A 12,837-nucleotide genomic window follows, 5' to 3' on the forward strand; every position below is an offset into this window, starting at 1 on the left:
CGGCACAGGGCGGGTGCGCGGGGGCCGTGCTCCCCGCGCACCCGTGGGGCTCCGGCTCAGAGCCTCGGGTCCACCGGCTCCGACTCCAGGGCGAGGACCGCGAAGACGGCCTCGTGGACGCGCCAGAGCGGTTCGCCGTCCGCGAGCCGGTCGAGCGCCTCCAGGCCGAGCGCGTACTCGCGCAGGGCGAGGGACCGCTTGTGGCCGAGGAAGCGCTGCCGCAGCCGCGCCAGGTTCTCCGGGCGGGTGTACTCGGGGCCGTAGATGATCCGCAGGTACTCCCGGCCGCGGACCTTCACGCCCGGCTGGACGAGCCGGCCCTTCGTGTCGCGGACGAGCGCGGCCAGCGGCTTGACGACCATGCCCTCGCCGCCCGCGCCGGTCAGCTCCAGCCACCAGTCGGTGCCCGCGCGGACCGAGGCCTCGTCGCCCGTGTCGACGACGAGCCGGCGGGTGACCTGGAGCAGCCCGGTGGGGTCGTGCTCCACGAGCCGGTCGAGCCGTGCGAGCTGCTCGTCGTGCGGCACGGCCGCGAGCGGGCGCCCGCGTGCCGCCAGGAGCTGGAAGGGCGCGAACCGCACGCCCTCCAGGCCCTCGGTCGGCCAGCAGTACCTGCGGTAGGCGGCCGTGAAGGCCTCCGCGTCCACCGCCCGCTCCCGCTGCCGGCCGAGCAGCCCGTCGAGCCCCTCGACCCCGCGCTCCACCGCCCGCCGCAGGGCGCCGGTCGCGCCGGGCAGCACGGCGCCCGAGGCGGCGCCGACCGCCGCGTACTGCGCGCGGAGCAGACCGGCCGACTTGAGCGACCACGGCATCAGCTCGCCGTCGAGCAGCAGCCAGTCCGTGTCGAGCTCCTCCCAGAGCCCGGCGGCGCCGATCGCGGTCCGCAGCCGCCCGAGGACCTCCTCGGTGACGGCGGGGTCGTCGAAGAAGGGACGTCCGGTACGCGTGTGCAGGGCGCCCGTCACCCCGTCGGCGCCGAAGCGCTCGCGGGCCGCGTCGGCGTCCCGGCAGACCAGCGCCACGGCCCGGGAGCCCATGTGCTTCTCCTCGCACACGACCCGCTCGACGCCGTCGGCCCGGTACTGCGCGAAGGCCTCGGCCGGGTGTTCCAGGTAGCCCTCCTCCTTCGAGGTGGCGGTCGGAGCCATCGTCGGCGGCAGGTAGGCGAGCAGGCGCGGGTCGACCGCGAAGCGGCTCATCACCTCCAGGGCCGCCGCCGCGTTCTCCTCGCGCACGGCGACGTTGCCGTGGTGCCGGGTCTCCACGGTCCGCCGCCCGTGCACGTCGGCCAGGTCCAGGGGCCTTCCCTGGTGCCCGCCGGGCGCGTCGGTCGCGAGCGGCCGGGCCGGCTCGTACCAGACCCGCTCGGCCGGTACGTCGACGAGCTCGCGCTCCGGCCAGCGCAGCGCGGTCATCCTCCCGCCGAAGACGGCCCCGGTGTCGAGGCAGAGGGTGTTGTTGATCCAGGAGGTGTCCGGGACGGGAGTGTGCCCGTAGACGACGGTGGCCCGTCCCCGGTACTCCTCCGCCCACGGGTAGCGCACCGGCAGCCCGAACTCGTCGGTCTCGCCGGTGGTGTCCCCGTACAGCGCGTGCGAGCGCACCCGCCCCGAGGTGCGGCCGTGGTACTTCTCCGGCAGTCCGGCGTGGCAGACGACGAGGTCGCCGCCGTCGAGGACGTAGTGGCTGACGAGCCCGTCGATGAACTTCTCCACCTCGGCCCGGAACTCCTCGCTCTCGCCCTCCAGCTGCTCGATGGTCTCGGCGAGGCCGTGGGTCCGCTGGACCTTGCGGCCCTTCAGCCAGCGGCCGAGCTTGTTCTCGTGGTTGCCGGGGACGCACAGGGCGTCGCCGGAGGCGACCATGGACATCACGCGGCGCAGGACGCCCGGGGAGTCGGGTCCCCGGTCGACGAGGTCGCCGACGAAGACCGCCGTGCGCCCCTCGGGGTGGTGGCCGTCGACGTAGCCCAGCTTGCCGAGCAGGGTCTCCAGCTCGGAGCGGCAGCCGTGGACGTCGCCGACGATGTCGAAGGGGCCGGTGAGGTGGCGCAGGTCGTTGAAGCGGCGCTCCAGGACGACCTCGGCGGCCTCGACCTCCTCGACGGAGCGCAGTACGTGCACCTTGCGGAAGCCCTCGCGCTCCAGACCGCGCAGCGAGCGCCGCAGCTCGCGGCGGTGGCGCTGGATGACGTGCGCGGGCATGTCGGCCCGGTCGGGGCGGGCCGCGTTCCGTTCGCGGCACACCTGCTCGGGCAGGTCGAGGACGATCGCGACCGGCAGCACGTCGTGCGCCCTGGCCAGCTGCACGAGCTGCCGCCGGGCCTCCTGCTGCACGTTGGTGGCGTCCACGACCGTGAGCCGTCCGGCGGCCAGGCGCTTGCCGGCGATGTGGTGGAGGACGTCGAAGGCGTCGCGGCTGGCGGACTGGTCGTTCTCGTCGTCGGCGACGAGCCCCCGGCAGAAGTCGGAGGAGAGGACCTCGGTCGGCTTGAAGTGGCGCCGGGCGAAGGTGGACTTGCCGGAGCCGGTGGCGCCGACGAGCACGACGAGGGAGAGGTCGGTGACGGACAGGACCCGGCGCGCGGTGGTGGGCGTGCCGTCCGTGGTGTCCGTGCCGTCCGTGGTGTCCGTGGTGTCCGTGCTGTCCCTGGTGGCGGTCATGCCTGCCCCTCCTTCTCGTTCTTCTCGTCGTTCCCGGTGCTGGTACGGGTGAAGACGGCCATCTGCGTCGGCGGTCCGACCTCGGGGTCGTCGGGGCCGACGGGGGTGAACCCGACCTCGTACCCGTACTCCCCCGCCACTCCGGACGCCCAGCTCCGGAACTCCTCGCGGGTCCACTCGAAGCGGTGGTCGCTGTGCCGGACCCGCCCGGCGGGCAGGGTCTCCCAGCGCACGTTGTACTCGACGTTCGGCGTGGTCACGAGGACCGTACGGGGCCGGGCCGAGCCGAACACCGCGTACTCCAGGGCCGGCAGCCTCGGCAGGTCCAGGTGCTCGATGACCTCGCTGAGCACGGCCGCGTCGTAGCCGGACAGGCGCTTGTCGGTGTACGCGAGGGAGCCCTGCACCAGTTTCACGCGGGCGGCCTGCCGCTCCCCCATGCGGTCGAGCCGCAGCCGGCGCGCGGCGACGGTCAGGGCGCGGACGGACACGTCGACGCCGACGACCTCGGTGAAGCGCGGGCTCTTGAGCAGGGCCTGCACCAACTGGCCCTGGCCACAGCCCAGGTCGAGCACGCGCGCCGCCCCGGCCGCGTCCAGCGCGGACAGGATCGCGTCCCGCCGCCGCTGGGCGAGCGGCACCGGACGCTCCTCGGTGTCGGTGGTCTCGTCGACGGCGTTGTCGACGTCCTCGACGTCCAGGCCCTCGGCCTCGGCGAGCCGGACCAGTTCGAGCCGCTCCGCCGCCTCCCGGGCCAGGCCCCGGCGGCGGGAGAGGTAGCGCTCCGTGATCAGCTTCCGCTCGGGGTGTCCGGCGAGCCAGCCGTCACCGGCGCGCAGCAGCTTGTCGACCTCGTCGGGCGCGACCCAGTAGTGCTTGGCGTCGTCGAGTACGGGCAGCAGGACGTACAGGTGGTTGAGGGCGTCCGCGAGCCGCAGCTCGCCCTCCAGGACCAGCCGCACGTACCGCGAGTCGCCCCACTCGGGGAACTCGGCGTCCAGCGCGACCGGTTCGGCCTCCACGACGGACCAGCCCAGCGGGTCGAACAGCGCGCGCACCAGCCCGGCGCCGCCCCGGGCGGGCACCGCGGGGACCTCGATCCGCAGCGGCAGCGGCGCGGCGGCCCGCTCGGGCATCGCCTTGCAGTCGCCGTGCAGCGCGGTCTTGAAGACCTTGGCGAGCGCGACGGCGAGCAGCGAGGACGCGGCGTAGGGCCGGTCGTTCACGTACTGCGCGAGCGCGGAGTCCGGGGCGCCGCCCCGGCCCTTGCCCTTGCCGCGGCGCACGAGCGCCACGGGGTCCACCTCCAGGAGGAGCGCCGCCGTGCACCGCTCGGCGCCCGCCTCGGGGTAGAAGACGTGCGCGGTGCCGTGGGAGGTCGAGAACGACTGCGCCCGCTCGGGATGCTTGTGCAGCAGGAAGCCGAGGTCGGTCGCGGGTCGCTCCGGGTTGCCGGTCGTACTGATCGTCAGGAACACGTCTTCGAGTATGGTGCGGGCCTCCCCCGTCCCACCAGGCATTTTCCGCGCGCCCCGGATGCGCGGGACCGGATGCGCGGGACCGGATGCGCGGGACCGGATGCGCGGGACCGGATGCGCGGGACCGGATGCGCGGAGGGCGCCCGGCTCAGCCGGTGCCGTCGGCGGCGTCGGTGCCGTCGGCGGCGGCCAGGGCCTCGGCGAGGGCGGCGATCCCGGACGGGCCGACCCGGCAGCAGCCGCCGACGAGCCGGGCCCCGGAGCGCGTCCAGGCGGCGGCCCGCCCCGGATCGAAGGCGGACCCGCCGCGCCAGTCGCGCGCCCCGGCGTCCCAGCGCTCCCCGCTGTTGGGGTAGACCACGGCCGGCTTCCCGGTCACGGCGACGGCCGTCTCCACGGCGGGGCCCGCGTCGGCCGGGTCGCAGCAGTTGACCCCGACCGCCACCACCCGGTCGTTCCCCGCGGCGACCGCGAACGCCTCCGCCAGGTCCTGTCCGGCCCGGGTCCGCCCGCCCTCGACCGTGTACGACAGCCAGACGGGCACCCCGCACCCCTCGGCCGCCCGCAGCAGCGCCTCCGCCTCCTCCGCGTCCGGCACCGTCTCCAGGGCGAGGACGTCGGGCCCGGCCGCCGCGAACACCTCGATCCTGGGCCGGTGGAACGCCTCCAGGTCCCGTACGGAGAGCCCGTACCGGCCCCGGTACTCGCTGCCGTCCGCCAGCATCGCGCCGTACGGTCCGACGGACGCGGCGACCCAGACCTCCCGCTCCCCGGCGTCCGCCGCCGACCGCGCGAGCTCCACGCTCCGGGCGAGCAGCCGCGCCGCCTCCTCCCGGCCCAGGCCCCGCCGGGCGAAGCCCTCGAAGGTGGCCTGGTATCCGGAGGTGATGAGGACCCGTGCCCCGGCCCGTACGTACGCCGTGTGCGCCTCCTCGATCCGCTCGGGTCCGTCGGCGAGGAGCCGCGCGGACCAGAGCGCGTCCGAGAGGTCGCAGCCCTGCGCCTCCAGCTGATTGGAGAGTCCGCCGTCGAGGACGAGGACCTCCGCCCGGAGGGCTTCGGCGAGCGTACGGGCCGGTCGCATCGGAGCGCTCCTCCCGCTCAGCCCAGCTGCGACTGGACCTGGGCGGAGATCAGCTCCAGATGGTCCAGGTCGTCCAGGTCCAGGACCTGGAGGTAGACCCGGGAGGAGCCGATGGCCGCGTACCGTCCGAGCTTGTCGACGACCTCGGCGGGCGAGCCGGCCAGGCCGTTCGCCCTGAGCTCGTCGACGTCCCGCCCGATGGCGGCGGCCCGGCGGGCCACCTCGGCGTCGTCCCGGCCTACGCAGACGACCAGTGCGTTGGAGTACACCAGGTCGTCGGCCGGCCGGCCGATCGCCTCGGCGGCGGCCCGCACCCGGCCGAACTGCTTCTCGCTGTCCTCCAGGGAGGCGAAGGGGATGTTGAACTCGTCCGCGTAACGGGCGGCGAGCCGCGGGGTGCGGGTCGCGCCGTGCCCGCCGATCAGGACCGGGATCTTCTCCTGGAGGGGCTTGGGCAGCGCCGGGGAGTCGGTGAGCCGGTAGAACTCCCCCTCGTGCGTGAACGTCTTGCCGACCTCGGTCTCCCACAGACCGGTGACGATCGCGAGCTGCTCTTCGAGGCGGCCGAACTTCTCCTTCGGGAAGGGGATGCCGTAGGCCTTGTGCTCCTCCTCGAACCAGCCCGCTCCCAGGCCCAGTTCGACCCGGCCGCCGGACATCCGGTCGACCTGGGCGACCTGGATGGCGAGGACTCCGGGGAGCCGGAAGGTGCCGGCCGTCATCAGCGTGCCGAGACGGATCCTCTTGGTCTCCCGGGCCAGTCCGGCCAGGGTGATCCAGGCGTCCGTCGGGCCGGGCAGACCGTCGGCGGACCCCATGCTGAGGTAATGATCGGAGCGGAAAAAGGCATCGAAATTGAGTTCCTCGGTGGCGCGGGCCACGGTGAGGAGGGTGTCGTAGTCGGCCCCCTGCTGGGGTTCGGTGAAGATGCGGAGATCCATGCCTCCATCCTGCACCGTCGGCCGCGCGTCAACCTCCCGGCCGGCACCCGCCGGACCCGCACCCGCACCCGTCGGACCCGCGTCCGGCACCCCGGGGAGGCCGGCCGAGACGGAAGGCCGGTCGAGCCGGGGGCGTCAGCACGACGGCTCCCGTCGTGGGGCCGCGCGGCCCCGGGCGGGGTCGGGCGGGCGGGCGCGCTCTCCGTCGCGGACGGCGAGGCGCCGTAACATCCCGCGCACCCGGTCGCCCGACTCGTCGGTGGCGTCGATCGCCTCGATGCACTGCCAGTAGAGCCCCTCGTCGTCGGTGGCGCAGGCCACGCCCACCAGCGCGATCCCCACCTCGCCGAGCAGCTCCCCCAGCGCGGTCAGCGCCCGGTGGGGGTCCGCGACCTCGGTCAGCCGGGCCGCGCGCGGCCCTCCGGCGCCCCACACCGCCGGATACTCCCCGGTCTCGCCCAGACCCCGCGCCTCGCCGCGCAACTCCTGCGGCCCGCAGAGCGCGAGCCTGTTCCCCATCGCCTGGGCGAGGGCCTGGGCCTGCCAGGCCTCCGCCACGATGTCCTGCGCCGTCCCGCTCTCCGCCAGCGCGTGCCGGCCGAGCGCGATCAGTCGCTCCGCTTCCATCAACACCGCCCCCGTTCCTGCGACTTGCCACCCACTCAGTCATTACCCAGAGTGAGGCGGCCTGAGCCCAAACACCAGGGGAATTCGGAAATCTGTGGACAGGAGGCCTGACGGGGAGAAGTCGATCACTCCGAAGAGTGACGATCTTCGCTCACGGCCCCTCTCTCATCGCTTCCTCACCCCGCTCCCCACCCGTCTCCTCCCTCTCGCCCTCTCCGCCACGCCCCTCACCCTCTCCGTCCCGCTCCTCGCCCTCTCCGTCCTGCCTCTCGCCCTCTCCGTCCTGCCTCTCGCCCTCCCGGTCCCGCCTCTCGTCCTTCCCGCCCCGCCGCCCGGCGGGGAACCGGAGCTCGTTGCGGTCGATCTTGGCCGCGAGCGCCGCCAGCGGATCGATCCCGAGCGCCTCGCAGAACTGGAGGAGGTAGGCGAGCACGTCCGCCACCTCGTCGGCGACCCGGTGGGCCGACTCCGGGTCCTCCATGACCCGCTCGGCCTGCTCGGGGGTCAACCACTGGAAGATCTCCAGGAGTTCGGCCGCCTCCACGCTGAGGGCCGCCGCCAGGTTCTTGGGCGTGTGGTAGGGCTGCCAGTCGCGGGCGGCCGCGAACTCGACCAGCCTGCGCCGGAGCCCCACCACGCTGTTGTCCGTCGCGTCTTCGTACGTCACGCGCTCAGGTCTACCACCGTCACCCCGGGCGTCCGGCGCGCCTCCGCCGCCGTCCGGTCGCCCACCGCGCCCGCCAGCCGGATGTGCCCGTCCCCGGCGATCTCCACGGCGAGGCGGAGCAGTTCGCCCGACTGGCGCCGGTCGAGGCCCCGGTCGAGGCCGTCGGCGAGCAGCGTCAGGCTCTGCATGGCGTCGGGCACCTCGGCGATGCGGTCCATCTCCAGGACCCCCGGCCCCGTGAGCAGGGTGAGCGCGAGCGCCAGGTAGCGCAGTTCCCCGTCGCCGAGGCGGCCGAGCGGGGTCTCGGGCCGACCGCCCCGTTCGAGCACCGCCCGGACGGTGCCCTCGCGGAGCTCCCGCACCCCGAGCCCCGTGACGGTCCCCGCGCAGCCGGCTCCCGCCACGGTCGCGAGGCGGTGGTGGCGGCGCGGGCAGTCGTTGTGGGTGCGGTGCAGGACCTCGGCGAGGTTGGCGCAGTCGCGCCGCAGCCGTCCCTCGCCGGGCGGCACGGGGGCCCGCATCCGCTCGGGCCGGGGGTCGCAGGCGAAGGCGGACCGCAGTCCGACGACCACCTGTTCGGCGGCGGCCAGGACCTCCAGCTGTCCGGGGGTCCGGCCGGCGACCCGCAGCGGCAGCAGGGCCGTGCCGAGGAGGTCGTCGGGGAGCGGGGCCCTGGTCACGGGGGTGGTGCCCGCCGTGTGCCACTCGGCCTGGACGGTGCTGCGGCCGGGATCGCGCAGGGCGGTGGCGAGCAGGGTGCGGCCCCGGGCGGTGAGCCGTTCGCCGACGATCCGGAGCCGGGGCTCGGCCTGCACGGCGAGGTCCAGGAGGACGGGGCCGCACGGCCCGTCGACGGTGCAGCCGATGCGGAATCCGCGCCTGCCCTGGGCGTCGGGCCGGGCGCGCTCGGGGACGAGGTCGGCGGCGTCCGGGAACACCTCGTCGAGCGGGTCGCCCGCGCAGAGCCGGGCCAGTGCCTCGTACGCCCGCAGGGTGGTGGTCTTGCCGCTGCCGCTGGGCCCGGCGAAGAGGGTCACGGGGCCGAGCGCGTGCGCGGCGGAGCGGTGGCCGGCGAACGCGGAGAGGCGCAGCTCGGTGACGGTGGGCCGGGCGTCGGGCCGCTCCTCCCGCGCCTCCGGCACGACCGGGCCCCGTGCCTCGGGGACGGAGGCGCGGGGCCGGGAGGCGCGCGGAGGGGAGGTGCCCGCACCGGAGGGGGCGGCCGTCCGGGAGGGGACGCCCGTCCCCGGAGCAGGGGCGTACGCGGCGGGAGTACGGGCCTCCGGGACACGCGGTCCGGCAGGGGGAGCGGCGTCGGAGGGGGAAGCGGCGCCGGGTACGGAGGCGGAGCCCGGGACGGAAGCGGAAGCGGGATCAGGAACGGGAGCGGAAGCGGGGTCGGAGGGGTGGTTCTTCGACGTGCGGGCGAGCGCGGAGCCGCCGGTGAGGTCCATGTCCGGACCGTACGCAGGCCTTTCCCCGGCGAACCGTTACGTCGAGCGGACCTTCCTACGATCGGGGGACGCCGGCGGCCCGGCCGCCCACGGCCTCCTCCTCGTCCGCGCCCTCCGCACCCTCGACCTCCGTGCCCGCCGGGGCGAGGAGGAAGACGTTGCGGTCGACGCGGTGCATCCCGCTGCCGAGCCCGAAGACGACGCCGCTGCTGAAGTCGAGGATCCGCTTGGCGACTTCGGTGTCGGCGCCGGTCAGGTCGAGGAGCACCGGGATCTGGGCGACGAGGTACTCGGCGACCTCGCGGGCGTCGGCGAAGACCTGCACGCGGAGCACGACCATGCGGCGCTGCTCGGCGGTTTCGTACTGCTCGGGGATCGTGCGGTGGTCGACCCTGGACGGCCATTCGTCACGGCCGCGCAGGGGCACGACCTGCGCGAGGCCCTCCCACTGCTCGTCGGTGACGTCGTACCTCTCGTACCTACTCATGGGTCCATCCTCCCGCTCCTCACCCGTTCGGCCCAACAACGACACGACGTGATGACGGCATGGCGGGCGGACGGACCGGAAGGTCACCCGGTCGGCCCACTCCGCCCCCGTGCCGGGCCCCCGTCGCCCGCCCCCGTTCGCCGTCCCCCGTCCGCCGTGTCAGACGAAGCTCTTGGCGAGCCTGCGGAGGCCTTCCCCGATCTCCTCGGCCGAGTGCGTCGTGAACGACAGACGCATGGCGCCCGGGTCCGGTTCTCCGCAGAAGAACGGAGCCCCCGGCACGTACGCCACCTCGTGCCCGACGGCGGTCCTCAGGAGCGCGGTGGCGTCGTACCCCTCGGGCAGGGTCGCCCAGACGAACATGCCGCCCTCCGGCCTGTTCCACCGGCTGCCCTCGGGCAGCGCGGCCGGCAGTCCGTCGAGCATGGCGTCCCTGCGCTCCCGGTAGGCGGCGCGCATCACCGCGACGTGCGCGTCGAGGTCGCTGTCGCGCAGGTAGCGCACGGCCGCGGCCTGGTCGACGGTCGAGGTGTGCAGGTCGGCGGCCTGCTTGGCGATGACGCAGGAGCGGCGGAGCCCGGCGGGGGCGCGCAGGTGTCCGAGCCGCAGGCCGGGGGCCATCACCTTGGAGAAGGAGCCGAGCAGGACGGTGCGGTCGGCCGCCGCGGGATCGGCGGCGATCCAGGGGACGGGCTCGCCGTCGTAGCGCAGTTCGCCGTACGGGTCGTCCTCGACGATCCAGAAGCCGTGGCGGGCCGCGGCCTCGGCGACGGCGGTGCGGCGCTCGGCGGGGAGGGTGCGGCCCGTGGGGTTCTGGAAGGTGGGGACGACGTAGAGGAGGGTCGGGTTCTCGCGGGCCGCGATCTCCTCAAGCGCCTCCGGGACGATGCCCTCCTCGTCGGTGGGCACGGGGACGACGCGGGCCCCGGCGAAGGCGAAGGTCTGGAGGGCGGCCAGGTAGCAGGGGTCCTCGACGAGGACCACGCCGCCCGGTTCGAGGAGGGCGGTGGCGAGGAGCGTGAGGGCCTGCTGCGAGCCGGTGGTGACGAGCAGGTCGTCGGCGTCCGTGGGCAGTCCGCGCGCGGTGAGCCGGCCAGCGACGGCGGCGCGCAGCTCCGGGTCGCCCTCGGTCGTCGAGTACTGGAGCGCCTGCCGCGGGAGGTCCGTGAGGACCCCGTCGTACGCGGCCCGGATCCCGGCCACGTCGAACAGCTCGGGTGCGGGCAGCCCGCCCGCGAAGGAGATCATCTCGGGGCGCGCCGTGAGCGCCAGGATGTCCCGTACCGGCGACGAACCGACACCGGCCAGCCGGGAGGCGACGGCCGGCACGGGCGCGGAGGCGGCGGAGGAGGCGGAATCGGCGTGCGCGGGCGTGGCGGCGGCGGAAAGCATGGTGTCAGCATATAGATGCCCGGGAGGGTGTCCAGGTCGTGCGATTCCCGCCGGGAAAGGCCGAGTTGGCGTGCTCCGGGGCCGTCTCCGGAGGGACTCCGGAGCCTTCGCGGGAGGCTTCCCGGCGGGAGGCTCTTCCCGGCGGGAGGCTTCCTACCGGCGTCCCGCCGGCTCGTCGCGGCCCTCGGCCCACAGGGAGCGGACGTGGCCGAGGTGGCGGCGCATGCAGGCCTCGGCGCCGCGCGCGTCCCCGGCGATCATGAGGTCGAGGAGTTCGACGTGCTCCTCGGCGGAGGAGACGAGCAGGCCGGCCTCGTCCAGGCCCGTCAGGCCGTAGAGGCGGGAGCGCTTGCGCAGCTCCCCGACGGTCTCGACGAGCCGCTCGTTGCCGGAGAGGCCGAGCAGGGCGAGGTGGAAGCGGCGGTCCGCCTCCAGGTAGCCGATGAGGTCGTGCTCGCGGGCGCGGGCGACGATCTCCTCGGCGACCGGGCGGAGTTCCTCCAGCTGCTCCCGCGCGGCCGACTTGGTGACCCGGCCGACGGTGGGGACCTCGATGAGGGTGCGCAGTTCGGTGTACTGGTCGAGGTCGCGCTCGCTGACCTCGGTGATGCGGAAGCCCTTGTTGCGGACGGGCTCGACCAGGCCCTCCCGGGCCAGGTCGAGCATGGCCTCGCGGACCGGGGTCGCGGAGACGCCGAGGTCGGCCGCGAGGCCGGGGGCCGAGTAGACCTGGCCGGGGCGCAGTTCCCCGGCGATCAGGGCCGCGCGGAGGGCGTGCGCGACCTGGTCGCGGAGCCTCTCCTGCGCTCTGACGAGGCCGTACTGCTTCAGGTCACCCATCGTGCGTCCTCCGAGAAGTCACGGAGGAGCATCGTACAATGTCACGTTTCGCCGTCCGACCGCCCGCCTCCCACGGACCCGGAGCGGGAAACCGGCGGTCTCAGAGGAGGAAGCCGGCGGGGAACGGGTCGTCGGGGTCGAGGAAGTACTGCGCCGTGCCGGTGATCCAGGCCCGGCCGGTGACGGTCGGGACGACGGCGGGCAGTCCGCCCACGGTGGTCTCGCCGACGATCCGGCCGGTGAACTCGGTTCCGATGAAGGACTCGTTGACGAAGTCGGCGCCCGGGGCGAGCAGCCCCCGGGCGTGCAGCTGGGCCATGCGGGCGCTGGTGCCGGTGCCGCACGGGGAGCGGTCGAACCAGCCGGGATGGATGGCCATGGCGTGGCGCGAGCGGGTCGCGTCGGAGCCGGGCGCGGCCAGGTAGACGTGCTTGACCCCGGCAATGGCGGGGTTCTCCGGGTGGACGGGCCGGTCGGGCCCGGCCTCGATCGCGGCCATGACGGCGAGTCCGGCGGCGAGGAGTTCGTCCTTGCGGGCGCGGTCGAAGGGCAGCCCCAGGGAGTCGAGGTCGACGAAGGCGTAGAAGTTGCCGCCGTAGGCGAGGTCGTAGGTGACGGTGTCGTACCCGGGCACGTCCGCCTTGAGGTCGAGGCCGACGCAATAGGAGGGCACGTTGGTGAGCGTGACCGCCTTCGCCGCGCCGTCCTCCACCCGCACGTCGACGCTCACGAGCCCCGCCGGGGTGTCGAGGCGGACGGTGGTGACCGGTTCGACGACCGGCACCATGCCCGTCTCGACGAGGACGGTGGCGACCCCGAGGGTGCCGTGGCCGCACATCGGGAGGAGGCCGGAGACCTCGATGTAGAGGACGCCGTAGTCGGCGTCGGGGCGGGTGGGCGGCTGGAGGATCGCGCCGCTCATCGCCGCGTGGCCGCGCGGCTCGTACATGAGGAGGGTGCGGACGTGGTCGAGGTGCTCGGCGAAGTGCAGCCGCCGCTCGGCCATCGTGGCGCCGGGGATCACCCCGAGGCCGCCGGTGATCACCCGGGTGGGCATGCCTTCGGTGTGGGAGTCCACCGCGTGGTAGACGTGGCGGGTGCGCATGGGTCCCCTTCTGTCGTGGGAAGCGGCTTCGGGGCCGGGGGTGTACGCGGCTTCGGGGCCGGGGGTGTACGCGGCCTCGGGGCCGGGGGTGTACGCGGC

At 74.6% G+C, this 12,837-nt stretch carries 10 protein-coding genes and 1 pseudogene; all 11 read right to left on the minus strand.

Features of this window, described 5'->3' with window-relative positions; genetic code table 11:
- Positions 1-56: 56 nt before the first annotated feature.
- Entirely contained in the window at positions 57-2,663 is a 2,607-nt protein-coding gene (locus ACWGSR_RS25950; protein WP_453569423.1) for a polynucleotide kinase-phosphatase, read from the minus strand.
- Positions 2,660-4,141 carry a 3' terminal RNA ribose 2'-O-methyltransferase Hen1 gene (locus ACWGSR_RS25955; RefSeq protein WP_453569425.1) on the minus strand — a complete coding sequence of 494 codons (1,482 nt, stop codon included), beginning with the start codon at positions 4,139-4,141 and terminating at the stop codon, positions 2,660-2,662. Before ACWGSR_RS25955 ends, ACWGSR_RS25950 begins: the two co-directional genes overlap by 4 nt.
- 148 nt (positions 4,142-4,289) lie before the next feature.
- Complete coding sequence (gene mmuM / locus ACWGSR_RS25960) at positions 4,290-5,225, minus strand: homocysteine S-methyltransferase (protein ID WP_453569428.1); 936 nt, start codon at positions 5,223-5,225, stop codon at positions 4,290-4,292.
- A gap of 17 nt (positions 5,226-5,242) precedes the next feature.
- Positions 5,243-6,166: an LLM class F420-dependent oxidoreductase gene (locus tag ACWGSR_RS25965; RefSeq protein WP_376232069.1), complete on the minus strand. Its 924-nt coding sequence runs from the start codon at positions 6,164-6,166 to the stop codon at positions 5,243-5,245.
- Positions 6,167-6,301: 135 nt separating this feature from the next.
- Entirely contained in the window at positions 6,302-6,793 is a 492-nt protein-coding gene (locus ACWGSR_RS25970; RefSeq protein ID WP_376232170.1) for a DUF6099 family protein, read from the minus strand.
- Positions 6,794-7,097: 304 nt separating this feature from the next.
- Positions 7,098-7,430: pseudogene (locus ACWGSR_RS25975) on the minus strand (nucleotide pyrophosphohydrolase); the annotation flags it as partial.
- A 26-nt stretch (positions 7,431-7,456) separates the two neighbouring features.
- Positions 7,457-8,914, minus strand: coding sequence for an ATP-binding protein (locus ACWGSR_RS25980; protein ID WP_453569431.1), 1,458 nt, complete (start codon positions 8,912-8,914; stop codon positions 7,457-7,459).
- Between the two features lie 55 nt (positions 8,915-8,969).
- Complete coding sequence (locus ACWGSR_RS25985; protein WP_376232067.1) at positions 8,970-9,401, minus strand: cell division protein SepF; 432 nt, start codon at positions 9,399-9,401, stop codon at positions 8,970-8,972.
- Between the two features lie 159 nt (positions 9,402-9,560).
- Positions 9,561-10,793 (minus strand): aminotransferase-like domain-containing protein, encoded by a 1,233-nt coding sequence (locus ACWGSR_RS25990; protein WP_453569435.1) that lies wholly within the window; start codon positions 10,791-10,793, stop codon positions 9,561-9,563.
- Between the two features lie 153 nt (positions 10,794-10,946).
- Complete coding sequence (locus tag ACWGSR_RS25995) at positions 10,947-11,633, minus strand: GntR family transcriptional regulator (protein WP_376232064.1); 687 nt, start codon at positions 11,631-11,633, stop codon at positions 10,947-10,949.
- 100 nt (positions 11,634-11,733) lie between these two features.
- Entirely contained in the window at positions 11,734-12,738 is a 1,005-nt protein-coding gene (locus ACWGSR_RS26000) for a proline racemase family protein (RefSeq protein ID WP_453569438.1), read from the minus strand.
- Positions 12,739-12,837 lie beyond the last annotated feature (99 nt).

It is taken from the genome of Streptomyces sp. NPDC055632 (assembly GCF_053618675.1).